Origin of the sequence: Sphingomonas aurea (assembly GCF_030678875.1) — a bacterium.
In the GTDB taxonomy this organism is placed as follows: domain Bacteria; phylum Pseudomonadota; class Alphaproteobacteria; order Sphingomonadales; family Sphingomonadaceae; genus Sphingomonas; species Sphingomonas aurea.
Map to the genome: position 1 here is coordinate 1 of NZ_JAUUDS010000005.1, position 23,602 is coordinate 23,602.

General features: G+C 69.0%; 28 protein-coding genes and 1 tRNA gene. 14 read left to right on the forward strand and 15 right to left on the reverse strand.

Annotated elements, in window-relative coordinates; all coding sequences use genetic code 11:
* The 7 genes from Q5H91_RS10565 to Q5H91_RS10595 all read left to right on the forward strand — a co-directional run.
* On the forward strand, positions 1–1,164 hold a 1,164-nt coding region (locus tag Q5H91_RS10565), incomplete at its 5' end, for a hypothetical protein (protein WP_305173370.1).
* A gap of 77 nt (positions 1,165–1,241) precedes the next feature.
* A complete protein-coding gene (locus Q5H91_RS10570; protein WP_305173371.1) occupies positions 1,242–1,604 on the forward strand; it encodes a hypothetical protein in 363 nt (120 codons plus the stop codon).
* Between the two features lie 11 nt (positions 1,605–1,615).
* On the forward strand, positions 1,616–2,335 hold the full coding sequence (locus Q5H91_RS10575) for a C39 family peptidase (protein WP_305173372.1): 720 nt from the start codon (positions 1,616–1,618) through the stop codon (positions 2,333–2,335).
* A gap of 2 nt (positions 2,336–2,337) precedes the next feature.
* Positions 2,338–3,069, forward strand: a complete 732-nt coding sequence (locus Q5H91_RS10580; protein WP_305173373.1) for a hypothetical protein — start codon at positions 2,338–2,340, stop codon at positions 3,067–3,069.
* An 11-nt stretch (positions 3,070–3,080) separates the two neighbouring features.
* Positions 3,081–4,442 (forward strand): transporter, encoded by a 1,362-nt coding sequence (locus Q5H91_RS10585; RefSeq protein ID WP_305173374.1) that lies wholly within the window; start codon positions 3,081–3,083, stop codon positions 4,440–4,442.
* 104 nt (positions 4,443–4,546) lie between these two features.
* Entirely contained in the window at positions 4,547–4,828 is a 282-nt protein-coding gene (locus tag Q5H91_RS10590) for a hypothetical protein (protein WP_305173375.1), read from the forward strand.
* A gap of 90 nt (positions 4,829–4,918) precedes the next feature.
* Positions 4,919–5,944 (forward strand): GGDEF domain-containing protein, encoded by a 1,026-nt coding sequence (locus Q5H91_RS10595; RefSeq protein WP_305173376.1) that lies wholly within the window; start codon positions 4,919–4,921, stop codon positions 5,942–5,944.
* Positions 5,945–6,582: 638 nt separating this feature from the next.
* On the opposite strand, the gene Q5H91_RS10600 is transcribed toward Q5H91_RS10595, so the two are convergent.
* Both Q5H91_RS10600 and Q5H91_RS10605 read right to left on the reverse strand, forming a co-directional pair.
* The gene (locus Q5H91_RS10600; protein ID WP_305173377.1) at positions 6,583–7,215 is read right to left on the reverse strand and encodes a YbhB/YbcL family Raf kinase inhibitor-like protein; all 633 of its coding nucleotides are present in this window, start codon (positions 7,213–7,215) and stop codon (positions 6,583–6,585) included.
* Between the two features lie 10 nt (positions 7,216–7,225).
* Complete coding sequence (locus tag Q5H91_RS10605; protein ID WP_305173571.1) at positions 7,226–7,729, reverse strand: hypothetical protein; 504 nt, start codon at positions 7,727–7,729, stop codon at positions 7,226–7,228.
* 73 nt (positions 7,730–7,802) lie between these two features.
* On the opposite strand from Q5H91_RS10605, the gene Q5H91_RS10610 reads away from it, so the two are divergent.
* Positions 7,803–8,213 carry a DUF1810 domain-containing protein gene (locus Q5H91_RS10610; protein ID WP_305173378.1) on the forward strand — a complete coding sequence of 137 codons (411 nt, stop codon included), beginning with the start codon at positions 7,803–7,805 and terminating at the stop codon, positions 8,211–8,213.
* Between the two features lie 131 nt (positions 8,214–8,344).
* On the opposite strand, the gene Q5H91_RS10615 is transcribed toward Q5H91_RS10610, so the two are convergent.
* From Q5H91_RS10615 to Q5H91_RS10655, 9 genes are all read right to left on the reverse strand, one after another.
* Positions 8,345–8,860, reverse strand: coding sequence for a YciE/YciF ferroxidase family protein (locus Q5H91_RS10615; RefSeq protein ID WP_305173379.1), 516 nt, complete (start codon positions 8,858–8,860; stop codon positions 8,345–8,347).
* 141 nt (positions 8,861–9,001) lie between these two features.
* Entirely contained in the window at positions 9,002–10,009 is a 1,008-nt protein-coding gene (locus Q5H91_RS10620; protein WP_305173380.1) for a sugar kinase, read from the reverse strand.
* A 162-nt stretch (positions 10,010–10,171) separates the two neighbouring features.
* The gene (gene kduD / locus Q5H91_RS10625; protein ID WP_305173381.1) at positions 10,172–10,927 is read right to left on the reverse strand and encodes a 2-dehydro-3-deoxy-D-gluconate 5-dehydrogenase KduD; all 756 of its coding nucleotides are present in this window, start codon (positions 10,925–10,927) and stop codon (positions 10,172–10,174) included.
* The gene (gene kduI / locus Q5H91_RS10630) at positions 10,924–11,763 is read right to left on the reverse strand and encodes a 5-dehydro-4-deoxy-D-glucuronate isomerase (RefSeq protein ID WP_305173382.1); all 840 of its coding nucleotides are present in this window, start codon (positions 11,761–11,763) and stop codon (positions 10,924–10,926) included. Before kduI ends, kduD begins: the two co-directional genes overlap by 4 nt.
* Positions 11,764–11,817: 54 nt before the next feature.
* Entirely contained in the window at positions 11,818–12,831 is a 1,014-nt protein-coding gene (locus Q5H91_RS10635) for a LacI family DNA-binding transcriptional regulator (protein ID WP_305173383.1), read from the reverse strand.
* Positions 12,832–12,880: 49 nt separating this feature from the next.
* Complete coding sequence (locus Q5H91_RS10640; protein ID WP_305173384.1) at positions 12,881–13,348, reverse strand: hypothetical protein; 468 nt, start codon at positions 13,346–13,348, stop codon at positions 12,881–12,883.
* A 75-nt stretch (positions 13,349–13,423) separates the two neighbouring features.
* Positions 13,424–14,014, reverse strand: a complete 591-nt coding sequence (locus tag Q5H91_RS10645; RefSeq protein ID WP_305173385.1) for a cysteine hydrolase family protein — start codon at positions 14,012–14,014, stop codon at positions 13,424–13,426.
* Between the two features lie 45 nt (positions 14,015–14,059).
* Positions 14,060–14,458, reverse strand: coding sequence for a hypothetical protein (locus tag Q5H91_RS10650; protein ID WP_305173387.1), 399 nt, complete (start codon positions 14,456–14,458; stop codon positions 14,060–14,062).
* A 120-nt stretch (positions 14,459–14,578) separates the two neighbouring features.
* The gene (locus Q5H91_RS10655) at positions 14,579–15,190 is read right to left on the reverse strand and encodes a TetR/AcrR family transcriptional regulator (RefSeq protein WP_305173388.1); all 612 of its coding nucleotides are present in this window, start codon (positions 15,188–15,190) and stop codon (positions 14,579–14,581) included.
* A gap of 66 nt (positions 15,191–15,256) precedes the next feature.
* Here Q5H91_RS10655 and fghA point away from each other — a divergent pair, with 66 nt between their 5' ends.
* Positions 15,257–16,096, forward strand: coding sequence for an S-formylglutathione hydrolase (gene fghA, locus Q5H91_RS10660; protein ID WP_305173389.1), 840 nt, complete (start codon positions 15,257–15,259; stop codon positions 16,094–16,096).
* On the forward strand, positions 16,093–17,319 hold the full coding sequence (locus Q5H91_RS10665; protein ID WP_305173390.1) for an NAD(P)/FAD-dependent oxidoreductase: 1,227 nt from the start codon (positions 16,093–16,095) through the stop codon (positions 17,317–17,319). Before fghA ends, Q5H91_RS10665 begins: the two co-directional genes overlap by 4 nt.
* A gap of 273 nt (positions 17,320–17,592) precedes the next feature.
* Here Q5H91_RS10665 and Q5H91_RS10670 read toward each other — a convergent pair whose 3' ends face one another.
* The 3 genes from Q5H91_RS10670 to Q5H91_RS10680 form a co-directional block, all read right to left on the reverse strand.
* Positions 17,593–18,879 carry a DNA/RNA non-specific endonuclease gene (locus tag Q5H91_RS10670; RefSeq protein ID WP_305173391.1) on the reverse strand — a complete coding sequence of 429 codons (1,287 nt, stop codon included), beginning with the start codon at positions 18,877–18,879 and terminating at the stop codon, positions 17,593–17,595.
* A gap of 123 nt (positions 18,880–19,002) precedes the next feature.
* Positions 19,003–19,089 (reverse strand) — tRNA-Leu (locus Q5H91_RS10675).
* Positions 19,090–19,197: 108 nt separating this feature from the next.
* On the reverse strand, positions 19,198–20,058 hold the full coding sequence (locus Q5H91_RS10680; protein WP_305173392.1) for an MJ0042-type zinc finger domain-containing protein: 861 nt from the start codon (positions 20,056–20,058) through the stop codon (positions 19,198–19,200).
* Positions 20,059–20,190: 132 nt separating this feature from the next.
* On the opposite strand from Q5H91_RS10680, the gene ftsE reads away from it, so the two are divergent.
* From ftsE to Q5H91_RS10700, 4 genes are read left to right on the forward strand one after another with little or no spacing between them, the layout of a single operon-like run.
* A complete protein-coding gene (gene ftsE / locus Q5H91_RS10685) occupies positions 20,191–20,895 on the forward strand; it encodes a cell division ATP-binding protein FtsE (RefSeq protein ID WP_305173393.1) in 705 nt (234 codons plus the stop codon).
* Positions 20,892–21,782 (forward strand): cell division protein FtsX, encoded by an 891-nt coding sequence (locus tag Q5H91_RS10690; protein ID WP_305173394.1) that lies wholly within the window; start codon positions 20,892–20,894, stop codon positions 21,780–21,782. The genes ftsE and Q5H91_RS10690 overlap by 4 nt, the downstream gene beginning before the upstream one ends.
* The gene (locus Q5H91_RS10695) at positions 21,783–22,316 is read left to right on the forward strand and encodes a YdcF family protein (protein WP_305173395.1); all 534 of its coding nucleotides are present in this window, start codon (positions 21,783–21,785) and stop codon (positions 22,314–22,316) included.
* Positions 22,316–22,999, forward strand: coding sequence for a lysophospholipid acyltransferase family protein (locus Q5H91_RS10700; protein WP_305173572.1), 684 nt, complete (start codon positions 22,316–22,318; stop codon positions 22,997–22,999). Before Q5H91_RS10695 ends, Q5H91_RS10700 begins: the two co-directional genes overlap by 1 nt.
* A 151-nt stretch (positions 23,000–23,150) precedes the next feature.
* Here Q5H91_RS10700 and Q5H91_RS10705 read toward each other — a convergent pair whose 3' ends face one another.
* A complete protein-coding gene (locus Q5H91_RS10705; RefSeq protein ID WP_305173396.1) occupies positions 23,151–23,525 on the reverse strand; it encodes a hypothetical protein in 375 nt (124 codons plus the stop codon).
* Between the last annotated feature and the right edge of the window lie 77 nt (positions 23,526–23,602).

Sequence of the window (23,602 nt, forward strand, 5' to 3'; positions counted from 1 at the left end):
GCCGACAGCGGCAACAACACCACCAACACCTCGGTGGCGGACAGCGGCAACAGCTCGTCGATGGACAACAGCAACCGCTCCACGACCGACAACAGCAACAACTCGACCAACCGCTCGGTCGCCGACAGCGGCAACAACACCACCAACACCTCGGTGGCGGACAGCGGCAACAGCTCGTCGATGGACAACAGCAACCGTTCGACCAACACGTCGGTAGCCGACAGCGGCAACACGACGCGCACGAACAACAGCAACAACTCGACGAACACCAACACCTCGGTCGCGGATAGCGGCAACACCACCCGCTCGGTCGCCGACAGCGGCAACACGACGCGGACCGACGCCAACAACAACTCGACCAACACCAACACGACGACCAACACCTCGGTCGCGGATAGCGGCAACACCACCCGCTCGGTCGCCGACAGCGGCAACACCACGCGGACGGATGCCAGCAACTCGTCGACGAACACCAACACGACGACCAACACGTCCAACACCACCAACACCTCGGTGGCGGACAGCGGCAACACCACCCGCACTGATAACAGCAACAACTCGACCAACGACAGCTACAACGGCGGCAACACGTCGGTCGCCGACAGCAACAATGGCGGCAACACCAACAGCTCGACCAACAACAGCAACAACGGTGGCAACACCTCCGTCGCCGACAGCAACAACTCCTATTCGACGACAAACAACAACAACCAGACGTATCGCACGAACGCGTCGACCAACAACAGCAACAACACGACGAGCGTTGCGAACAACAACCAGACCTACAACACCGACTCGTCGACCAACGACAGCGGCAACACCACGAACAACAACAACCAGACCTACAACACCGACAATTCGCAGCTGACGTACAACGCCAACGAGACCACCACCGGTGGTGCCTCGACGGTGTCGCCGTCCAGCACGTTCGGTGATGGCGCGATGGTCGCGACGGCTGCGCTCTCCAACTATGTCTCGGGCGTCAAGGTGACGTTCGCGGGCACGGCCGGCGAGTCGAGCACGACCGACAACAGCCTGACGACCGGCGCCGATGCCTTCGGCAACTTCGCGGGCATGAACGCGCTCAACCTGAACACCGGTGCCGGCGCCTCGCAGAACGCGAACGTCAGTGTCGCGGTGACGACCGGCGACATCACGCGCTGATCGTGACGGGGGGCGGGCCGCTTCAGGGACGGCCCGCCCCCTTCTTCTTTCGTTTCCAGGGTATAGGGGACATCGATATGCGTGCGACACAGGTCACGCTCGGGTGCATCGGAGCGGCACTGGCCGCCGCCGCCCTTCCCGCCGCCGCGCAGGACGCGCCGGCCGCTTCATCCGCCTTCGCGGGCGACGCCGTGCTGGCCGAGGCCGATCTGGGCGCGATCGCCGGCCGCGAGGATCGCGGCGCGCAGGTCGCCTCTGCCGACCAGCGCAACACCGTCCAGAACAACAGCGTCAACGGCAATTCGGTGACCGGCACGGTCACGCTGGACGGGCAGGCATTCCAGAACATGTCGGGTCTGGCCGTCATCAACGCCAACAGCGGCAACAACGTCGCGATCAACGCGTCGATGAACGTCATCATCAACATGGCGCCGCAATAGGAGGATCGGCCGTGGTTCGCCCGATCCGTATCGTGACGGCCACCCTGCTGCCGCTGGCGCTCCTGGTCGGCGGTTGTGCCGCGAAGATCAACGGCGGCGACCCGCGCATCGCGACCGCAAGCACCGGAACCAGCGAATATGCCGTGCCCGTCGCATCGATGCTGGCGCGCAAGTTCAATACGGTGGTGCGCCAGCAGTACGACTTCAGCTGCGGCTCGGCGGCGCTGGCGACCTTGCTCCACTATCACTATGGGCTGCCGCGGTCGGAGACCGAGGTCTTTACCGGCATGTGGCGCGAGGGGGACCAGGCGCAGATCCGGCGCGTCGGCTTTTCGCTGCTCGACATGAAGCGCTACCTGGCGGAGAACCGGTTGCGCGCCGACGGGTACAAGGTGACGCTGGCGGCGATCGAGCAGCGCAAGCTGCCGGGCATCGCGCTCATCACCACCCGCGGCTATCGCCACTTCGTCGTGGTGAAGGGCATCGCCGGCGACAATGTGTTGCTGGGCGACCCGTCGCTGGGACTGCAGACCGTGTCGCGGGCCAAGTTCCAGGCGATGTGGAACGGCATCTATTTCGTGCTGAACTCGGCGACCGAGGTCGGCACGCAGAATTTCAACGCGGTGCGCCAGTGGCAGGCGCTGGCACGGGCGCCGATCGGCAGCCCGTTCCTCGATCCGCTGAGCCAGCAGGCGCTGACGCTGAGCGCGCCCTTCTATCGGGATTTCTGACCATGTTGGCTCGCCTCCTCTCGCTCGCGCTGCTCGCCTGGGGCGTGCCCGCCGCAGCCGCGGAGACGCCGGCCATCGTCGCGCCGGTGGCGAGCGACGCTGAGCTGGCGACGATGACCGGCAAGTTCCTGCTGCCCGGCGGCGGATCGCTGGCGCTGTCGGTGACGAGCGACACGCTGGTCAACGGGGCGCTGGTGCTGCGCACGGTGCTGACCGTCGATCAGGGAAGCAACCTGACGGTATTCGGCCGCACTGGCGACGCCGAGCCGATGGGTGGCGCGCGTAGCGGTGGCGGGACGGAGAATGCCGCGACGCCGACGATGGCCGGCGGCGTGTCGGTGCTGTTCGACCGGCGCACCGGCACACAGATCGTGATGCCGAGCGTCGGCACCGTGCGCGGCACCACCGGGGGGGCGCAGCCGGTGCCGGCCGGCGTCGTGCCGCTGGTGCTGACCGCAGGTGGCCCGGCGGTGGCAACCGCCGACGGCACCGTCACGCTGACCCAGTTGCCGAACGGTTCGCGTGTCTCGCTGGCCGGTGACCAGATCGACATCACGCATCTGGTCGGGCAATCTGTGGCGACCGCGATCAGCAATGCGGGCAACGATCGCACGATCGACACGGTGACGACGATCGGCATCGACCTGCACGACGCGACCGCGCTGGCGATGGGCGCGGCGGCGATGAAGGTGGACGCGCTGGTCAGCGACGTGGCACGTGGGATGGTGCGTTGATGGGGGCAGGCATGGGCAGAACGGCAGCGGGTAGTGGATCGACGGCGCTGCTGGGACTGAGCTTGGCACTCGCCTGTACGCCGGCCACGGCGCAGACACAGCCGCCGACATCGCGGCCCGCCGCCAGTGTGCAGGCCGAGCTGGACCAGGCCAAGGCCGAGATCGCGGCACAACGCCGCCAGCTGGAGGCGCAGGAGGCACGGTTGCGCGCGCTGGAGGCGCGGATCGGCGCCGCCGGCCAGGTCGCCGGTCCGCCTTCCGAGGGCACGCAGCCACCGCGGGCGGTGGCGCAGGCGAGCGCGGCGGCGACGCCGGGCGACCCCGCCAGCGTCGTCGCCGCCGCGCCGTCGGGGCCGATCGGCAGCCCCGTCGAGAGCGTCGGCACCCGCCCGGTCAACAGCGACCGCCCGCCCGAAGTCGCGGTGCTGGGCAGCGAGGGCAGCGTCGTGACCCGCAAGGGCCAGCTGACCGCCGAGGTGCAGGTCGACTATGCCCGCGCCGACCGCAACCGGGCGCTGTTCCGCGGCATCGAGATCGTCGAATCGGTGCTGGTCGGCGCGTTCAACATCAACGAGAGCCGTCAGGACATCATCACCGCCTCGGTCGCGGCGCGCTATGGCCTGACCGACCGGCTGGAACTGGGCGTGCGCCTGCCCTTCGTGCAGCGCTGGGACACGTCGGTGCTGGTGCCGGTGCAGGGCAGCACCGCGAACGACGCCGCGCGCGAGGTCGACAGTTCCGCGCAGGGCCGCGGTCTGGGCGATATCGAGCTGTCGGCGCGATACCAGCTGCTGACCGGGCGCGCCGGGCTACCCTATCTCGTCGGCAACCTCCAGGTGGTGGCACCGACCGGCAGCAACCCGTTCGACGTGCCGCGCCTGTCGACCGGCGAGGCGACCAAGGCCGCGACCGGCGCGGGTTTCTGGGGCGTGTCGCCCAGCGTCACCGCGATCCTGCCGAGCGATCCGGCGGTGCTGTTCGGCACGATCGGCTACACGCACAATTTCGGACGCAGCGTCGATACGGTCATCACGCCGGTGCGAATCACCTACGTCAAGCCGGGCGACGCGGTGTCGTTCAGCGCGGGCATCGGCATCTCGCTGAACGAGCGGACGTCGATGAACCTGGGCTATGCGCAGACCTGGGCATTCGGCACGCGGACGCGCACCGCGCTCATCAACCCGCCGGCGAGCGGGCCAAGTGTCGCCGACAGTACGTCGCGCGACCTGCAGCTGGGGCGCTTCCTGTTCGGCGTTACCTATCGCGCCACCGACCGGGCGAGCATCAACTGGTCGGTCGAGGTCGGCGCGACCGACGACGCCGCCGACGTGCGCTCGGTGCTGCGCATCCCGCTGATCCTGATTGCGCCGTAACGGATCGATCCTCCCTGCAAGGGGAGGATCTGGGCGCCGCAAGGAACCAACCCCTGCCCTTATCCGTCCTACCCATCAAGCGGGTGACATGACGGAGATGGTCGATGTCCACGCTGCTGATCGCCGCAATGCTGTCCGTCGCCCCTGCGACGACCGATCGTGCCCTCGCCTTTGCCGCACCGGCGCTGGCTGATCATGAACTTGCCCGCGAACGGGGCGGCTTCATCCGGCCCGGCATGGCCTCGCGGCGGGTGATGACCGATGCCAATGCTATGTCGACGCTGCAATTGCAGGCCGATGTCAATCGCATGACCTTCGACAACTGGTTCGCCAACGAAGGCGCGGTGCTGATCGTCAACAATCAGCTGGCGTCGCTGGGGCGCTGACCTTCGCGGCGATACGCTTTGCTATCGCGGCTGCACACGGCTTGCTAACCCTTTCTTCCTAATGCACCCGCGGGGAAAGTGGAGGACGTTATGGCAAGCGCCGTGCGGGCGAGCAGTTCGGATGGGTTGTTCCATCGGATCGGGGCATTTCTGGCCGAGCAGGGCCTGAGCCCGGAGCCGCCGCATTACGCCTTCGCCTATGCCGTGCTCAGCGAGCCGAACGGCACGCTGGCGCGCGAGGTGGCGGAGATCACCGGCGGCGGGTTCCGCCTGCGCCGCGACGACCTGGAGCGGCTGGGCTGCCAGATCGGTGCCGCCGCCGCCAGCGCGCCGGCGCGCGCGGTGGAGCCGCCGCCCGCCTTTCAGCGCCAGGCCGAGGAGCTGGTCGCACAAACCCAGGCACAGGTCGACGGCTTCGCCGACATCGTCCGCGAGATGAAGGACGAGACGCACGGCTTCGGCCGCGACCTGGCGGTCAGCGCCGCGCAGATCGTCGACAGCGGACCGGCGGGCGGCGGCAACCTGTCGCGGCTCGCCACGGAGATGCTGGCGCGGGTGCATGATTCGGAGCAGCGGCTGGCGCGCGCCACCGACGAGACCGACGCGCTGCGCGCCAAGCTGGCCGAGGCGCGCGACGCGGCGCGGCGCGATCCGCTGACCGGGCTGCCCAACAGGCTGGCCCTGGCGGAAGGTTTCAGCGCACGGCCGGGCGCCGGCCCGCACTGCCTGGCGCTGTGCGACATCGACCGGTTCAAGCGGATCAACGACCAGCACGGACACGGCGTCGGCGACCGGGTGCTGGGCATGATCGGCAAGACGCTGGCCGAGGCGTTCGAGGGACATCTGGTCTGCCGTTACGGCGGCGAGGAGTTCGCGGTGCTGCTGAACGGTGTGACGCTGGCCAAGGCGGCGGAGATGCTCGACGGCGCGCGCGCCACGACCAGCGCCCGTCGCCTGCGCAACCGCGATACCGACGCGCCGATCGGTGAGATCACCTTCTCCGCCGGGGTGGTGGCGCTGCGCACCGGCGAAACCGCCGAGGAGGCGATGGATCGCGCCGACCGCCTGCTCTACACCGCCAAGGCGCAGGGGCGCGACCGGGTCTGCGCGGGGTGAGCCGGCTCCGCCCACGGGCAGGATAATCTTCGCGCGAAGACGCAAAGATGTTGCAATCGCCGCGCCAGCGGCGCTCCATCTCAGGTCCGATGATGACAGGCGCGCGCGGACGCGCACGGGACATCTTCGCGCCTTCGCGCCTTCGCGCGAACCGAATCCGTCTTTTCCTACCCGACGCGTTCAGTAACGGATCGGCTCCGCCGAAATGTGGCGCGTAGCACCCAGAAATTCGGGAAAATTCGCCAACTCTGCCTCAGGCAACAAATCAGCTCTAGGTATTTCAATGCCTTACGAGTTTGGCACGGAGGCTGCAATGCTGTTGGCATCGGAGCCGGATGGTTCGGCCCCGACCAACAGGGAAGACCAACATGACCGCCACCTTCGAAACCGCCCAGCGCATCGTCCTCAGCTCGGTCGCCGCGCTGCTGCTCGCCAGCATCGCGATCTGCACCGCGGCGCCTGTCCTGCCGATCGTCTGATCGCGGCGCCGAACACGGGAACGACCAATATGAAACAGAGCATCCTGCTGGGCCTGATCGCCTTCGTGTCGACCGCCGCCATGATCGCGGGGAATGCGCCGGCACTGACGATCTGACATCAGGTACGGGGCGGGCGGCAGACCATATCGCGTAAGGCGATCAGCCCGCCACCGCCGCCCCGACCGGCCCCACCGGGGCGTCTTCCGACCGCGAATAGGTGCCGACGAGCAGCCCCGCGGCCAGTACATGACCCGCCATCGCCGCGACCAGTGCCGACCGCCCGGGGTCGACGCCCGGATCGGCGGCGCCCGCATCCACCGCGAACAGCTGGAAGGCATAGCGATGCTCGCCGTGCCCGGTGGGCGGATCGGGCGGCAGCCAGCCTTCGCGCCGGTACGAGTTGCGACCGACGTCGCCGCCATCGCTGCCCTCTCCGTCGGCGCGGATCGCGCCCTCGGCCAATTGCCCCGCCGTTGCCGGCAGGCCGCGCACCACCGCATGGACCAGCGGCTGCGGCGTCGGCGAATCGGCATCCTCGACCAGCAGCGCCAGCCATGCCGTGCCGGCGGGCGGATCGCGCCACAGGAGCGGCGGCGACACCCCCTCGCCATCGGCGGTGAACCGCGGCGGCAGGCGCCCGCCATCGGCAAAGGCCGTGCTGGTCAGGTCGAGTCGCGCAAACCCCTGCCCCGGCGCGCCGCCCAGCGCGGGATCGGCGATCGCCAGCTTGTCGGTGCCCGCACGCACGCCGCGCAGCGCCTGACCGAGCCATTGGGGGATATGTTCGAGCATCGAGAACCTCTTACGCTTGCGGGCAGTCGCCGGGGCGGGTGACCGTCTCGCGGCGGGTCGACCAGCGGCTGGCGGCGTTCATCGTCGCGGTGTCATGGACGCAGACCTGCGCCTTCTCGACATTGCCGTCCTCGGCGATCAGCACGGTCCAGTTGCGGGCGGCGCAGTTGTGCGGCGCGCAGCCATGCGACGCGATCATGCTGCCCTGGCGAAAGATCGGCACGCTGGTGACGTCGCGGCCGACGATCTCGCGCCGGATCTTCTCGTCGGGCAGCGCGTCGAGCATCGCGTTCGCGACCTCGGTCCGGTCGTAGAAGGATACCCCGTCGACCGCGTCGCGCGGGTAATGGCCGACATAGGCGGTCAGCGGCGTGCCGTTGCGCTGGCCCGCGACCGGTTCGGGCGCCTGGGTAACGGGCGGCACGAAGCCGCTGGCGGCGACCTCGTTGGTCTGGGCGGAACGGTCGGGATCGCGGTTGCAGGCTGCCAGTGCGAGGATTGCCAGACCTGCCATCGCCACGCATCTCATCCTACCGTCTCCTCCGTCCACCGGGAACGTCCCGACGCGTCAGGAGGTTGCGTCGGTCATGGAGCATGATCTCGAGCGGTTCGTGACGGCACAGGCCGACAGTTACGAGCAGGCGCTGGCCGAGCTGCGGCGCGGGGCCAAGCGAAGTCACTGGATGTGGTGGATCTTTCCGCAGATCGCCGGGCTCGGGCGGAGCGAAACGGCGCGCGTCTACGCGATCGGGTCGGCGGCGGAGGCGCGGGCCTATCTGACGCATCCGGTGCTGGGGCCGCGCCTGGTCGAGGCGACGCAGGCGGTAACGGCGGCGCCGGGGAGTGCGGAGGCGATCATGGGAGCGATCGATGCGATGAAGCTGCGGTCGTCGATGACGCTGTTCGCTGCGGTGGCGGACGATGCGGAAGTGTTCGAGGCAGCGCTGACACGGTTCTTCGGTGGTGCGCGCGATGCCGCGACGCTGCGGCTGTTGTGACCTGCTTCCCTTCCCTCCCCTGTCATCCCCGCGGAGGCGGGGATCCATAAACGCTGCCGGAGCGGCTCTTTCGCGAACGTCAGCGTATCTGGATTCCCGCTGCCGCGGGAATGACGGCGGTGGGACGCGCCTTACGCTTGCGCCAGTTCCGCGCGGCTGTTGACCTTGGCGTTGGCCAGCTTGGTCAGCTTGTCGTCGGTGGCCTTTTCCTCGGCCAGCGTCTCGGACAGGATCTGCGCGCACTCGGTACGGCCGAGCTGCTCCGCCCAGGCGATCAGCGTGCCGTAGCGGGCGATCTCGTAATGCTCGACCGCCTGTGCGGAGGCGGTTAGCGCGGCGTCGAGCACCGCCTTGTCCGCGACCTCGCCTGCGACCTCGTTGGCCTCCTTGATGATGCCGTCGATCGCCGGGCAGGTGACGCCCTTGGGCTTGAGCCCCTCGAGTTCGAAGACGCGCTCTAAGCGGCGGATCTGACCCTCCGTCTCGTGCAGATGGGTTTCGAAGCCCTGCCGCAGCTCGGGGTCGGTGGCCTTCTCGATCATCTTGGGCAGCGCCTTGGTGATCTGCTGCTCGGCATAATAGACGTCCTGGAGCTGGTGGACGTACAGGTCCTGGAGCGTCGCGATGTCCTTGGAAAACAGACCCATGACGGGTTCCTCTCGCCGATGATGGGATTGGGCACCACGCGCGTTCGACCGTCGCGTGGTGTGTCCGGTCAACGACCGCCGGCCCCGCGGGTTTCATCGCGACGGGGTGAAATCCGTATCATCTCGATCAAACGCGCGGGATCAGCGGCGGACGTCGAGTCCGCCGGCCAAGTAGGCGTCGACATCGGCCTGGCGGAACAGCCCGGCATCGCCCGGCAGCGAGTGTTTGAGCACGGCGAGCGCCAGTCCGGTCGCCGCCGCCGCACCGGCGTCGCCCCCGTCACGCAGCGCGTGGAGGACGCCGGCGGCAAAGGCGTCGCCGCCGCCGATCCGGTCGACGATGCCGGCGAGCACCACTTCCTCGGTCTGGGCATGCCCCTCACGGGTGTCGACGCGCGCGGACAGGCGGTGAAGGTCGACATGCTCGACGTGACGGGCGGTCGAGGCGATGGTCCGGAGGCGCGGGAACGCCGCGAACGCCGCCTCGGCCGCCTCGCGCCGGCGATCCTCGGCGTCGTGCGAGAATCGCCGGTCGAGCAGCAGCGCGATGTCGCGGTGGTTGCCGAACATCAGGTCGGCATGCGCGACCAGCCGGGTCAGGATGGCGCGCGGATCGGAATCCCAACGCTCCCACAATTTGCCGCGCCAGTTGCCGTCGAACGACACCGGAATGCCGCGCGCGGTCGCGGCTTCGGCGGCGGCGATGGCGCTTTCGGCCGGTACGGGGCCGAGCGCGGGGGTGATCCCCGACAGGTGCAGCCGGTCGACCCCGGCGAGCAGCGCGTCCCAGTCCCAGGCGGAAGCCGGCGCCTGCGCGAAGGCGGACCAGGCGCGGTCGTAGATCACCTCGGTCGCGCGCAGGCCCGCGCCCGAGGTGACGAAATAAAGCCCCATCCGCTCGCCGCCGAGCGCGACCGTGCGCGTGTCGACCCCGTGGCCGCGCAGGGTCGTGATCGCCGCACGGCCGAGATCGTTGTCGGGGACCATGGTGGCGAGGCCCGTGTCATGGCCGAGCCGGGCGAGCTGGGTGACGACGTTCGCCTCCGCCCCCGCGACCCACACATCGAGCCGCGGGGTCTGGAGCAGCAGCTCGCGCCCCGGGGGAGAGAGGCGGAGCATGACTTCGCCGAAGGCCAGGAATTTGGGCATCTTGTTCGTTCCCCCAAAGCGTCCCGAGTACGCGCTTTAATCCGTCATCCCCGCGCAGGCGGGGATCCATAAACGCTGACGATGCAATCAGAGCCTCGGCGTCAGCGCGTCTGGATCCCCGCCTGCGCGGGGATGACGGAAGTGGTTAAAGCCCACCCACGTTCACCGCGCCAACCAGCCACCATCGACGGCGAGGATATGGCCCTGGACATAATCCGCCGCGCGGCTGGCGAGGAACACCGCCGCCCCGCCCAGGTCGGCGGGATCGCCCCAGCGGCCGGCGGGTATCCGGTCGAGGATCGCGCGATTGCGCGTCTCGTCGGCCTGCAGCGCGGCGGTGTTGTTGGTGGCGATGTAGCCGGGCGCGATGGCGTTGACGGTCACGCCCTTGCCCGCCCACTCGTTGGCGAGCAGCTTGGTCAGCCCGCCGATGCCCGATTTGGAGGCGGTGTAGCTCGGCACGCGGATACCGCCCTGGAACGTCAGCATCGAGGCGATGTTGATGATCCGCCCCGCCCCTTGCGCGATCATGTGCCGCCCGGCCGCCTGGCAGAGGAAGAAGACCGATTTCAGGTTGGTGTCGACCACCGCGTCCCAGTCCGCCTCGGTAAAGTCGACCGCGTCGGCGCGGCGGATGATGCCGGCATTGTTGACCAGGATGTCGAGGCCGCCGAGCGCGGCGAGCGTCTCGTCGACGACGCGGCCGACCGGCTCGATCGTCGACAGGTCGGCCGCGACGATCGCGGCGCGGCGGCCGAGCGCGCGGATCTGCGCGGCGGTGTCCTCCGCCGGGGTGCGGCCGACGCACGCAACGTCGGCACCGGCGGCGGCGAGCGCCAGCGCGATCGCCTGGCCGATACCGGTATTGGCGCCGGTGACGATCGCGACCTTTCCGGTCAGATCGAACGGATTGCTCATGCCAGCTGACAGATATCGAGGACGTTCATGTCGGTATAATCCTGGTTCTCGCCCGCCATCGCCCAGATGAAGGCATAGGCTTTCGTGCCCGAGCCCATGTGCACGGACCAGGGCGGGCTGATGACCGCCTGCTCGTCGGCGACGACGATGTGGCGCAGTCCCTCGCCCTCACCCATGTAGTGGAAGACGCGGTCGTTCTCGCCACCCAGGCCGAAATAGAAATAGATTTCGCTGCGCCGCTCATGGACGTGCGGCGGCATGGTGTTCCAGACGCTGCCGGGTTTCAGCACGGTCAGGCCCATCACCAGCTGTGCCGAGTCGCAGACGCCGGGGATGACCAGCTGATAGATGGTGCGCGCGTTCGATTCCCCCAGCGAGCCGCGCTCCAGCGCATTGGCGTCGGCGATGCCGAGCTTGCGGGTGGCGAAGGCCCGATGCGCCGGGCAGGACGCGAGATAGAAGCGGGCGCCCTCGCCCGCGAAGATCACGTCGCGCGCGCCCATCGTGACGTAGAGGCAATCCATCCGGCCGAGCGCGAACGTCTGCCCGTCGACGGTAACGCTGCCGTCCGCCTCGCCGACATTGACGATCGCCAGTTCGCGCCGTTCGAGGAAGGGGTGGCCGGCCGCGGACGCGGGTTCGCTCTGGTCGGGCAGGCGGACGGGCGCCTCGGCGACGACGACGCCACCGATCACGAAGCGTTCGGCATGGGTATAGGTCAGTACGCACTCACCGACACGGAACAGCCGATCGATCAGGTACCGGTCGCGCAGGTCCTGGTTGGCGGCGCCCGCCATCATGTCGGGATGGGTGGCGTAGTAGGTCCGGTCGAACATGCGGGCTCCCTTGCGACCGGATCGGTAACCGGGGTCAGATCGCGTCGCAACCCATCAGGCGGCCGGGATGGACACGGATCGGCGCTGGACCAGGGCGGAGGGGAACAGCGCCGGCTCGTCGGGTGCATCCGGCGTCGCGATCAACTTGCGCGCGGCGGCACGGGCCATGTCCACCACCGGCCAGCGCACCGTGGTGAGCGGCGGCCAGGCCTGCGCGGCGGTCGGCGTGTCGTCAAAGCCGACGACCGACAGGTCGCGCGGCACGGCCAGCCCGCGGTCATGGGCGGCGTGGATGACGCCGGCCGCCATCTCGTCGTTGCACGCGAAGATCGCGGTCGGGCGCGGCACCCGATCGAGCAGCCGCTCCGCCGCTTCTAGTCCCGAGGCGAAGGTGTAGCGGCCCGGCGCCACCAGCTCCTCCGCTACCGCCAGGCCAGCGTCGGCGAGCGCGTCCTCGAACCCCAGCCGCCGCTCGGTGCCTGAGCGAAAGCCCGGCGGGCCGGCGATCAGGCCGATGCGGCGATGCCCCTGTTCGATCAGGAACGCGACGGCGCTGCGGACTGCCGCCCGATCGTCGGAGGCGACGCTGCGCGCGGCATCGTCGAGCGGGGCCGAGCCCATGCGGACATAGCGGCAGCCAAGCTCTGCGCAGAGCGCGGCGACGGCGTCGTCCTCGCTGATCGGCGGCAGCAGCAGCACGCCATGGAGGCGCTGGCGTTCCAGGAAGTGGCGCAGGTCGGCGGACATCGTCGCGGCGTCGCGGTCGAGCGGGCGCACCACCATCTCGAACTCGGTGCCGCGCAGCCCCTCCAGCATGCCGCGCTGGACGCTCATCACCGTCTGCGCGTTGGCATTGTCGTGAACCAGCCCAACCAAAAAGTTGCGCCGCAACGCCAACGCACGCGCCTGCGGGTTGGGAACATAGCCGAGCTGGCCGATCACCGCCTCGACCTGCGCCCGCGTGTCGGGACCGAGCAGCGGCGAGCGGTTGATGACGCGGCTGACCGTCTTCTTCGACACGCCCGCCAGCCGTGCCACGTCGTTGATGGTCGGCTGCCCGCTCCTCATCGTCGCTTCGATCCATGGCGGTGCGTGTGCCCTGAAACCAGCAGGAGCATCATGCGGGCGCCTGCCCCCACACCGCCGCGGCGGTACGGCGGATGTTGCCGGTGCCGGCAAACAGCTGCGGCACGCCGGCGCGCTCGACCAGGATGTGGGCGCGGGTCCGCTGCGCCATGGCCAGCGTCGCGGGACGAAAGCTGCTCCACGCCTCGACCACGTCCTGCGACGCCCACAGGTTCATATAGGTGCGATAGGCGTCGCCGGCGGCGATGCAATTCGCCTTCATCCGGGTGGCGGCGGCAATCTGGGTCGCGGTGCCGCGGCGGAGGACGGGGTCGAATATCTCGTGGTGCTTGAACAGCTGATAGGCGCGCAGCAACCGGAACAGTTCCAGCCGCGACTTCGCCAGCGCCGCGCGGACATCGTCGGGCCGCCGGCGCATCAGGTCGAGCGCCGCGGCCAAGTGATCCAATATGCCCTGCTGGTGATCGTGCAGACGATCCAGCGCATGGTCAGTGTTCATGACCCGATGGACTATGGAGCGGGCGGTTAACGGGTTCTGCCGTTGCGATCCATCGTTCGACGATTGTCTAACGGTTCAGATGGCTTGCAACCAGTCTTCCAGCGACAGGTCGGTGGTCGCGCGGACATCGGCACCCATCGTGCCGGCCATGATGTCGAGCGCCCAGCGCGTTCGCTGCTGGTCGAAGCTGGCGACCGTGTCGGCCGGCACCCACAGGCCATATTCGCGCATATGCGCGTCGGCGGCGGTGAACAGGACGCAGATGTCGGCGGCGATGCCGGTCAGGATCAGCCGGCTCGCCTCCAGCCGGGGCAGCAGCACCGGCAGGTTGGTGGCATAGAAGCCCGAGAATTGCGGCTTGATGACGAAATAGTCGGCGTCGCGCGGGGTCAGCCGGCGCGCGATATCGGCACCGGGACCGCCATGGTCCTGCACCCGCGCGACCAGCGCCGATCGGTCGGAATGCCAGCGATCGCCATTGTCGTTGACGTAGATGACCGGCACGTCGGCCGCATCCGCGGCATCACGCAGGGCCAGGATCGCCTCTGCCGCGGCGAGCGCCGGCTGCCGGATCGCCTCGGCATCGTCGAAGTCGAGGTCGTTTATCATGTCGACGATCAGCAGCGCCGTCTGCCCCGGTGCGGGAGCGGTGATCCGTCCGTCCATCCCGGCACCATAGACGCACCCGATGCGGCGCGCCTTGACGCAAATCTACCGGTGGGCGGCGGCCGCGCGGGCGACGTCGATGCTGTCGACCAGCAGCTCGTACTGGCTGGCTGAGAAGCCCGCCGACAGGAAGTCGCGCACCGCATGCGAGGGCACGGTATAGCCATAATGCCAGCTGAGCACCGCGATGCGACGCAGCGCCTCCAGCCGTGGATCGGCCAGGCGCGGGTCGCGGCGACCGCCGAACAGCGCCCCCATCGCAATCGCGATGCGGCCCGGCGTGCGCAGCGATGCCAGCCGATCGGTCCGGGCGATCGCGACCACCGACCATTCCAGCGCCGACAGATGCGGTTTCGCGGCGGAGGACGCTTGGGTAGCGACGGGGCGGGTCGTCACCTCTCCGGTGGCAGCGGTGCCGGCGTCGGCGAACGAGACATAGGCCATGGCGAACTCCCTGATCCGGTCCGGGTCGGCGCCTTCGCCGCCACCCGTTCTGTACCATGTGGTATATTAACGTTGGAAATGCTCGTCAACGACTTTCTGTACCGACCGGTATTTTTCTTGCTAGGCGCTCGGCCAGATCGCCAGCGTGGTATCGACCAACCGCTCCAGCTCCTCGCGCGACGCGCCCGAGCCGGCCTGCACCGCCATCCCCTGCAGGATCGCGTAGAGATAGCTGGTCAGCCCGCCGACATCGACGTGCGGCGGCAGGTCGCCCTCTGCCTTGGCACGCTCGAACCGCGCGACCAGCGCCGCCTGGGACGAGGCGCGGCGGGCGATCACGTCGGCCTTGATCGACTCGGCCTCCGCCCCGCACGCCATCGAGTGGATCACGCCCAGGCAGCCCTTGGGATCGCAGCTGCTGGTCTGCGTCGCCACCGCGCCGCGCATGAAGCATTCCGCCACGCTGCGCGCGGTCGGCTGTTCCAGAGCGACGCCGACATAGGCGAGCTTCTCCGCCTCGTAGAGGTCCAATGCCTTGTGGAACAAGGCTTCCTTGTTGCCGAACGCGGCGTAGAGGCTGGGCTTGGTGATGCCCATCGCCTCGGTCAGGTCGGCCATCGAGGCGCCCTCATAGCCCTTCGTCCAGAACACGCGCAGCGCCGCCGCCAGTGCGCGATCGGTGCAGAATTCCCGGGGCCGGCCCTTGGGCGCGACGCTGACCATAGCTTCCATAACGACCGGTATATAATGGCGATACAAGCGATTGCCAAGCGCGGCAGGCGCGGCGAAAGACGGGGCATGGAAACGCTATCGACCAACCGCGCCTTTGGTGGCGTGCAGGGCGTGTACCGGCACGCGTCGCGCGCGACGGGCACCGACATGACCTTCTCCGTCTATGTCCCGCCCCATCCAGAAGGCGCGCGACTGCCGGTGGTATGGTACCTGTCCGGCCTGACCTGCACCCATGCCAACGTCACCGACAAGGGCGAGTATCGCCGCGCCTGCGCGGAGCTGGGGCTGATCCTCGTCGCGCCCGACACCTCGCCGCGTGGCGACAGCGTGGCCGACGATCCGGCAGGCGCGTATGACTTCGGCCTGGGCGCCGGCTTCTATGTCGACGCGACCGAGGCGCCGTTCGCCGACCATTACCGGATGTGGTCCTATGTGACGCAGGACCTGCCGGCGCTGGTCGCGACCGAGTTTCCCGCCGACATGGCGCGCCAGTCGATCATGGGCCACTCGATGGGCGGGCACGGCGCGCTGACGATCGGGCTGCGCCATCCCGAGACGTACCGTGCGGCTTCGGCCTTCGCGCCGATCGCCGCGCCGTCGCAGGTGCCGTGGGGAGAGAAGGCGTTGGGCGGCTATCTGGGCGCGGATCGAGCAGCGTGGCGCGCGCACGATGCGGTCGCGCTGATCGAGGACGGCGCGCGGGTCGACGCGCTGCTGGTCGATGTCGGCGACGCCGATCCGTTCTTAACCGAGCAGCTGCGCCCGGAGTTGCTCGGGGACGCCTGCGGTGCGGCGGGCATCGACCTGACGCTGACGCTGCGGCCGGGCTACGACCACAGTTATTACTTCATCGCGACCTTCATGGCCGATCACCTGCGCTGGCACGCGGCGCGGCTGGGGGCATGACGATGGACTACGATGTGCTGATCGTCGGCGGCGGCCATGGCGGCGCGCAGGCGGCGGTGGCGCTGCGCCAGCAGAAGTTCGCCGGATCGATCGCCATCCTGGGCGACGAGCCGGAACTGCCTTACGAACGCCCGCCGCTGTCGAAGGAATATCTGGCCGGCGAGCGGCCGTGGGAGCGGCTGCCGTTCCGCACCGCCGAGGCGTGGGCGGAGCGCGACGTCGCGCTGCTGCTCGGCCGGCGGGTGGTGGCGGTCGATCCGGTCGCGCACAGCGTCACGACCGCGGATGGCGCGACGACCGGTTACGGCCGGCTGATCTGGGCGACCGGCGGCGCGCCCCGGCGGCTGTCCTGCGCGGGGCACGATCTGGCGGGCGTCCACAGCGTGCGGACCCGCGCCGATGTCGACCGGCTGATCGCCGAACTGCCTGCCACCACCCGCGTCGTCGTGATCGGCGGCGGCTATATCGGGCTGGAGGCGGCGGCGGTACTGACCAAGCTCGGCAAGCAGGTGGTGCTGCTGGAGGCGCTCGACCGGCTGCTGGCGCGGGTCGCGGGCGAGGCGCTGTCGCGCTTCTACGCCGACGAACACCGCGCCCACGGCGTCGACTTGCGCTTCGGCGCAACGGTCGAATGTATTGAGGAGGCGGACGGTCGCGCGACCGGCGTGCGGTTGGCCGACGGCAGCGTGCTGCCGGCCGAGATGGTGATCGTCGGCATCGGCATCGTCCCCGCGGTTCAGCCGCTGCTCGATGTCGGGGCGGAGGGCGGCAACGGCGTACGCGTCGATTCCCAGTGCCGCACCAGCCTGACCGACATCTTCGCGATCGGCGACTGTGCCGAGCATCGCAACGTGCATGCCCGCGGCGACTGGGTGCGGCTCGAATCGGTGCAGAACGCCAACGACCAGGCGGCGGTCGCGGCGAAGGCGATCGCCGGGCGGCCGGAGGATTACGTGGCGGTGCCGTGGTTCTGGTCGAACCAGTACGACCTGAAGCTGCAGACGGTCGGCCTGTCACGCGGGCACGACGCGGTGGTGGTGCGCGGCGACCCGGCGACGCGCGCCTTCTCGGTCGTGTACCTGAAGGACGGTGCGGTGATCGCGCTCGACTGCGTCAACATGGTCCGCGACTATGCGCAGGCCCGCGCGCTGGTAGCGGCGCGGGCGGTGGTCGATATGGCGGCGCTCGCCGATCCGGGCGTGGCGCTGAAGGGGCTGGTGTAGGGCGTGGTCCACCGAAACCGAAGCACCTCCCCGGCAAAGTGGCCGGTTCAACCCGGGCGGATCACACTCTAGCCCCGCACGACCGCGCTGCGGGGGTCCCACCGGTCCTGCCGTCGATATCGTCCTGATCTGACGATCCACACGCCCGTGCGCATGTGGAACCCGCCTCTCGTGCAGGCACCAGAGGCGGTATGGAGGATGCGGCCCTGCAGCGAGGCCGCGCGATCGGATCATCGCAGAGCGAACGACACGCCATGTCGATCGGGCGACGATCTATAAGCGAAAGTCTTCCGCATTGTCATCGGACCATGGCTCATAGACAATCGGCTTCTCTCCGAAATATTTTCGCACCGATCGTGCTCGACGCTCAACGATGTCTTCCTCCGGGTCGATCTCGTCACTGTATATAAAGCGAGCGTTGAACTTTCCGTCACGAAGCAGATATTCGATCTCCATCCAACGATTATCTCCCTCCTGTGCCTCCCACAACTCGAGAAGGGCGTATGGCAGTCGTTGATCGTCGGGATCACGATACAAGACCTGGTTGCCAAGCTCCTTGAAGATTGACTCGCCGATCCAGTTATCGCCAAGCTCAGCATAGAGCAGGGTCGGTTCGGTCGGATACTCGATATCCATGGTCAGCCGCTGACCGATCTCGTTCAGCAGATCCTCCGTTTCACTATTTGCCACGACTCTTCTCCGACCGTTCGTTGGGAATTTGATACTCTTATTAACGCCGTTGACCGTCCATCGCACGTCGAGCGCCGATGGCCTCCTGAGTTCGCCATTGAACCTTGGACCGATCCTGACCGTGACTGCGCATTTGGCGCGCTTGTCGCGCGCCCATTCGTCTTTGACGAGCCGATACTTGCCCCGATTGAAATGAGCGTCCGGGGCGAAGTGATTGAACGCTTCGGTCGGGCCGTTGAAGCGCGCGGCGATATAGTGGCCGCCATCGTCACCTGCCCGACGCTCCGCCCCGCCCGCCTGTCGCTGGGCAGCGCGAGACCGTATGGGTACGGTCGCGACCGTCAGCGTACCGGAGACGTCGCGGGTCCGCGCTCGCCCATCGATCTGATAGGTGTAGCCATTGCGGACGATGGTACGAAACGGCTCACCCGGCGCGGGCGCAGGCCGTGCGGACGCACCGCTCTTCGCTGCCGAGGATTGAGAACGCGCACTGACTGCCGGAGGCGACGGGGGATAGGTCCGCATGGGCCCGTCCCACCCTGCTCCTGTCGCTCCCGCGCCGCCGAAATCACCGCCGCCACCGCCGGTAAATCCGCCGCCGCCCCATGTCCCCGGAGCAGGTTTGCGGGCGGCACGATCTGTCGGATTCCGTGGTACCGGTCGAGAGGGCCGGGGTACCAAGCCCGCGGTGTCGGCCATGCCCACGCCCATTCGCCCCGTTCCGGCGAAGGTGAAGCGCCCGTTTTCCGGATCGTGCCAGGGATTGAACTTGAGTTCGAGCCCGTCTTCACCGCGGATCGCCGGTAGTCTGCCGGTGCGCAGCCACACCCCGAATGCGCGTCGTCGATCGTCCGTCGATAATGTCGTCATGCCGCCTCGCCTCCTGCTGACGGCGAGAACATCTGAGCAACATTTTCCAACTAGTCAAGCCGAAACCAGCCGCTGGCCGCGGGCTGTGTTCCAGCTTCGTTCTCAACGGATCGAACGGGAATGTGGTGCGGCCGAGAAGACTCGAACTTCCACGGGCTTTCGCCCACAACGACCTCAACGTTGCGCGTCTACCAATTCCGCCACGGCCGCACGTGCCTACCGCCGAAGGACCCGGCGGCCGGTAGGCGAGCGCCCCTAGCAGGGTCGCGCAGGGGCTGCAACGGGTTGTTTGTCGTTGGCTGCCCTGCAGAAGCGTTATCAGCCGCCCTCGCCGGCGAAGCTCAGCTCCAGCCGCTTGGAATTGGACGGCACATCAAGCTTGGCGGAGTTGAAGTCGATCGCGGCGCCGGGGGCCAGCGTGCGACGCTCGGGCGTGATCGTCCAGCTATAGACCAGCCGTCCCTGCGCATCGCGCAGCTCGGCGCGGATGTCGGGCACGCGCTGGCGGGTCGAGGAGGGATTGGTGACCTGGCCGCTGACCGCGAAGAGTTCGGAGCCATTCTCCAGCTCGCGCCGCTCGATCGGGTTGTCGCGCAGCCGCAGCGGACTTTCCGCCGCGCCCAGCGACAGGCCAAAGCGCGAGGCGAGGCCCGGCGCGCCCGACCAGATGATCGCCGCCACCCCCAGCATCATCAGGATGCCGGCGGCGAAGGCGAGCGCGGTCCAGCGCTTGGCGGGATTGCGCCGCGCCTTGAACGGCGGGCGGTGCGCGAAGGCGTCATAGTCGCTGCCATAGGCGTCCATCGCCGCATAGCCCGGTGTGACCCGGGCCGGCGCGGGTATCGGCATCGTCTGCGCAGGCGACGGGGCGACGGGCTGTGCGACCGGCGGCAGCGGCGCGGCGACCGGCTCCGCTGCCGTCTCCGGCTCCACCGCAAGCGCGCGCTCCTCGTCCTCCGCGTCGTAACGCGGCTCGGACGGAGGTGGTGGAGACGGAGGAGACGGAGGAGGAGGCGGTGCGGGCGGCGGCGGCGCGACGGGACGCGACAGGTCGAGGATCGCCGGTTCCTGGAACCAGCTGTGGCGGCAATTGGCGCAGCGCACGGTGCGCCCCTCTGCCCCGATCGCGCTGTCGGGAACCAGGTAGCGGGTGCGGCATTCGGGACATTCGAGGATCATGGGTCGGGATGCCCGCTTCGCCGGTCGGCCGGAGCTGGCCTCGGAACGATGTGCCACGCACCGGCGGGACGTGGCAAGTATCTAGCGCGCGGCTTGATGCGCCGCGCCCGGCGTGCGAAGGCACCGCCACCGATGACCACGATCGTGCAGTTCGAGAATGTCGGCCTGCGCTACGGCTCGGGACCGGAAATGCTGAGTGACGTCAGTTTCTCGTTGCAGAGCGGCACCTTCTATTTCCTGACCGGGTCGAGCGGCGCGGGCAAGACGTCGCTCCTGAAGCTGATCTATCTGGCGCAGCGGCCCAGTCGCGGCATCATCCGCCTGTTCGGCGAGGACGCGGTGGTGCTGCCGCGCCAGCGCCTGCCGGGCTTTCGCCGCCGCATCGGCGTGGTGTTCCAGGATTTCCGGCTCGTCCCGCACCTGACCGCGGCGCAGAACGTCGCCCTTCCCTTGCGCATCGCCGGCCTGCCGATGGACGAGATCGAGACGGCGGTGCGCGAGATGCTGGCCTGGGTCGGGCTGGCCGAGCGCGCCGATGCGCGCCCCGCGACGCTGTCGGGCGGCGAGCAGCAGCGGGTGGCGATCGCCCGTGCGGTCATCAACCGGCCCGAGATCCTGGTCGCCGACGAGCCGACCGGAAACGTCGACCCCGACATGGCCGACCGGCTGATGCACCTGTTCGGGTCGCTGGGTAACCTTGGCACCACCGTCGTCGTCGCCACCCACGACCTGCACCTGCTGACGCGGGTGCCGACGGCGCGGATGATGCAGCTGGACGGCGGTCGGCTGCTCGATCCGACCGGCATCCTGCGCTATCCGCCGGCGTTGCGGTCATGAGGTGGCTGGCATGGAACAGGGGTGCGGCGCCGCTGCTGGAGGGGTCGCGCGGGCGCCGCGCGATGACCGCGGTGCTGGCGATCCTGGTGTTCCTAACCGTGCTGGCGACCGCGATGGGGCTGGGCACGCTGTCCGCCGGGCGCCAGCTGGAGCGGCAATTGTCCGGCCGGCTGACCGTGCAGGTGGTCGAGGGCGAAGCGGTTCGCCGCGACCGGCTGGCGGCGCGGGTGCTGGCAGTGCTGCGCGCCACGCCGGGCGTCGCGCGCGCGACGCCGGTGGACCCCGAGGAAATCGCGCGGCTGCTCCAACCCTGGCTGGGAACCGAGGCGACGGACGCCGCCCTGCCCGTGCCGGCGCTGATCGACGTCGACCTGGCATCGGCCGACGACGCGGTGGCGGCGCGGGTCGCGGAGGTGGCGCGCGGGGTGGCGCCGGCGGTGCGGGTCGATCGGCAGCAGGGCTGGATGTCCCCGGTCAGCGGCCTGCTCCAGACCCTGGCGCTGGTCGCGCTGGCGCTGGTCGCGATGCTGGCGGCGGCGACCGCCGCGGTGGTGGTGCTGGCGGCGCGTGCCGGGCTCGACGCGCACCGCGCGACGATCGAGGTGATGCACATGCTGGGCTCGACCGACCGGCAGCTGGCGCGGCTGTTCCAGCGGCGCATCGCGCTTGACGCGATGCTGGGCGGCATGGTCGGCGGCGCGGCGGCGGCGGCCGTGGCGGCGGTGATCGGGATACGGGTCGCAGCGCTCAGGTCGGAACTGGCGAGCGGCGTGCTGCTGGGCGCGGGCGAGTGGGCGGCACTGGCGGCGGTGCCGCTGGTCTTCATCCTGCTGGCGATGATCGCCGCGCGGCTGGCGGTGACGCGCGCGCTGCGCCGGGTGCTATAGATGCTGCGCCTGCTCTCGACGCTGGTGATCGGCTGGTCCCTGGGGTTCGCGGCGTTCATGCTGCTGCTGCCGCGCCCGCTGGAGGGAACGACGACCGACGCGATCGTGGTGCCGACCGGCGGCGCGGGCCGGATCGATCGCGGCATCGCGCTGCTGCAGGAGCATCAGGCCAAGCGGATGCTGGTGACGGGCGTCGGCCCCGGCGTCCGCCCGCGCGACCTGGCGCGGACGTACCGCGCGCCGGAGGCCCTGTTCGCCTGCTGCATCGACCTGGGCGCCGACGCGGTCGATACCCGCTCCAATGCCGAGGAAACCGCGCGCTGGGTGCGCGAGCATCGCTATACCACCGTGCGGCTGGTGACGTCGGACTGGCACCTGCCGCGGGCGCGGATGGAATTGAGCGCGGCGCTGGGCCCGCGCGTGGTGGTGCTGGGCGATGGGGTGCCGGGCAATGCCCGCCTCGCCACATTGGTCAACGAATACAACAAGCTGGTGCTGCGCCGCATCGCCCTGTGGATCGGTTGGGGGGGATGATGGTCCTGCTGCGCAACATCGCGTTTTCGATCGTGTTCTGGGGCCTGTCGGTGCCGATCGTGGCGACCGCGCCGATCAGCGCGCTGTTCGGGCGCCGCGCGATCGTGCGCCACGCCACCGCCTGGACGCTGGTCCATCGCTGGGCGGTGCGCCACCTGCTCGGCATTCGGGTGAAGGTGGAGGGGGTGCAGCCGACGACCCCCGTCTTCTACGCCGCCAAGCACCAGTCGATGTGGGAAACGCTGGAGCTGCAATGCCGGCTGGGCGGCCCGGCGATGGTGCTGAAGCGCGAGCTGGCGAACATTCCGGTCTGGGGCTGGTCGGCGCGGTGCTACGGCGCAATCGTGGTCGACCGAGAGGCGGCCGGCGCGGCGATGCGCGGCATGATGCGCGAGGCGGAGGCGGCACGGCTGGAGGGCCGCTCGATCCTGATCTTTCCCGAGGGCACGCGCGTCGCGCCGGGCGAGCAGCCGCCGCTGAAACCGGGTTTCGCCGGGCTCTACCGGATATTGGCGATGCCGACTGTGCCGATCGCCACCGATATCGGCCTGCTATGGCCACGGCGCGGACTGAAGCGGCCGGGCGTCGTGACGCTGCGCTTCGGCGACGTCATCCCGCCGGGCCTGCCGCGCCGGGTGGCGGAGGCGGCGATCCATGCCGGGATGAACGCGCTGGAGCGGTGAGCGGAAGCCGAGGTGGACCACACCTCCTCGTCATCCCGGCGGACACCGGGATCCACGGACACGGTGTCGGCAACGTGGCCATGCTGCCATCGGCCACATCGAAACCATGGGTCCCGGCGTTCGCCGGGATGACGAGGGGTATGCGAAAGCCTCAGCTCCCCTTGGCCGGAAGGCGCGACGTGGCGGACACCTTCGTCACCTGTGCGTTGCCGTCCCCGTCGATCGCGATGACCCAGTGGTTGGTCTTGTCGCAGGTCACCGCCCAGGAATCCTTGCCCTGCATCGGGTTGATCTCATACTCGTTGGTCACTTCCTGGCAGCTCTCCTTGCTGTCGCGGACGGCGCGCAGGAACACGCCGTCGCGCTGGCCGGCGGGCAGCGCGCGGATCTTGGCGGCATAGCCCTCCTCCGGCGCGGCGGCTTCGTTGGTGGCGGCAGCGGCGGTGTTGGCGGCGGGGACCGGCTGGCGGTCGCATCCGGCGAGCAGCGGCAGCAGAAGCAAGGACGCGGCGCAGTAGCGGATCATCGGGTCATCTCCTTCGCGACGGACAACGAGCGTTCCGACACCCGGTTGCGGCCGTCCGGACAGCTTCGTAGCACATC

Bases quoted from the DNA above. Each gene is read 5' to 3' on its own strand.
- Q5H91_RS10705 (WP_305173396.1), bottom strand. From the start codon at position 23,525: ATGATCCGCTACTGCGCCGCGTCCTTGCTTCTGCTGCCGCTGCTCGCC.
- Q5H91_RS10615 (WP_305173379.1), bottom strand. From the start codon at position 8,860: ATGGGTCTGTTTTCCAAGGACATCGCGACGCTCCAGGACCTGTACGTC.
- Q5H91_RS10585 (WP_305173374.1), top strand. From the start codon at position 3,081: ATGGGCAGAACGGCAGCGGGTAGTGGATCGACGGCGCTGCTGGGACTG.
- Q5H91_RS10620 (WP_305173380.1), bottom strand. From the start codon at position 10,009: ATGCCCAAATTCCTGGCCTTCGGCGAAGTCATGCTCCGCCTCTCTCCC.
- Q5H91_RS10690 (WP_305173394.1), top strand. From the start codon at position 20,892: ATGAGGTGGCTGGCATGGAACAGGGGTGCGGCGCCGCTGCTGGAGGGG.
- Q5H91_RS10570 (WP_305173371.1), top strand. From the start codon at position 1,242: ATGCGTGCGACACAGGTCACGCTCGGGTGCATCGGAGCGGCACTGGCC.
- Q5H91_RS10595 (WP_305173376.1), top strand. From the start codon at position 4,919: ATGGCAAGCGCCGTGCGGGCGAGCAGTTCGGATGGGTTGTTCCATCGG.
- Q5H91_RS10655 (WP_305173388.1), bottom strand. From the start codon at position 15,190: ATGGAAGCTATGGTCAGCGTCGCGCCCAAGGGCCGGCCCCGGGAATTC.
- kduD (WP_305173381.1), bottom strand. From the start codon at position 10,927: ATGAGCAATCCGTTCGATCTGACCGGAAAGGTCGCGATCGTCACCGGC.
- kduI (WP_305173382.1), bottom strand. From the start codon at position 11,763: ATGTTCGACCGGACCTACTACGCCACCCATCCCGACATGATGGCGGGC.
- Q5H91_RS10635 (WP_305173383.1), bottom strand. From the start codon at position 12,831: ATGAGGAGCGGGCAGCCGACCATCAACGACGTGGCACGGCTGGCGGGC.
- Q5H91_RS10580 (WP_305173373.1), top strand. From the start codon at position 2,338: ATGTTGGCTCGCCTCCTCTCGCTCGCGCTGCTCGCCTGGGGCGTGCCC.
- Q5H91_RS10680 (WP_305173392.1), bottom strand. From the start codon at position 20,058: ATGATCCTCGAATGTCCCGAATGCCGCACCCGCTACCTGGTTCCCGAC.
- Q5H91_RS10650 (WP_305173387.1), bottom strand. From the start codon at position 14,458: ATGGCCTATGTCTCGTTCGCCGACGCCGGCACCGCTGCCACCGGAGAG.
- Q5H91_RS10600 (WP_305173377.1), bottom strand. From the start codon at position 7,215: ATGCTCGAACATATCCCCCAATGGCTCGGTCAGGCGCTGCGCGGCGTG.
- Q5H91_RS10700 (WP_305173572.1), top strand. From the start codon at position 22,316: ATGGTCCTGCTGCGCAACATCGCGTTTTCGATCGTGTTCTGGGGCCTG.
- Q5H91_RS10590 (WP_305173375.1), top strand. From the start codon at position 4,547: ATGTCCACGCTGCTGATCGCCGCAATGCTGTCCGTCGCCCCTGCGACG.
- Q5H91_RS10645 (WP_305173385.1), bottom strand. From the start codon at position 14,014: ATGGACGGACGGATCACCGCTCCCGCACCGGGGCAGACGGCGCTGCTG.
- Q5H91_RS10695 (WP_305173395.1), top strand. From the start codon at position 21,783: ATGCTGCGCCTGCTCTCGACGCTGGTGATCGGCTGGTCCCTGGGGTTC.
- ftsE (WP_305173393.1), top strand. From the start codon at position 20,191: ATGACCACGATCGTGCAGTTCGAGAATGTCGGCCTGCGCTACGGCTCG.
- Q5H91_RS10605 (WP_305173571.1), bottom strand. From the start codon at position 7,729: ATGGCAGGTCTGGCAATCCTCGCACTGGCAGCCTGCAACCGCGATCCC.
- Q5H91_RS10640 (WP_305173384.1), bottom strand. From the start codon at position 13,348: ATGAACACTGACCATGCGCTGGATCGTCTGCACGATCACCAGCAGGGC.
- Q5H91_RS10610 (WP_305173378.1), top strand. From the start codon at position 7,803: ATGGAGCATGATCTCGAGCGGTTCGTGACGGCACAGGCCGACAGTTAC.
- fghA (WP_305173389.1), top strand. From the start codon at position 15,257: ATGGAAACGCTATCGACCAACCGCGCCTTTGGTGGCGTGCAGGGCGTG.
- Q5H91_RS10670 (WP_305173391.1), bottom strand. From the start codon at position 18,879: ATGACGACATTATCGACGGACGATCGACGACGCGCATTCGGGGTGTGG.
- Q5H91_RS10665 (WP_305173390.1), top strand. From the start codon at position 16,093: ATGACGATGGACTACGATGTGCTGATCGTCGGCGGCGGCCATGGCGGC.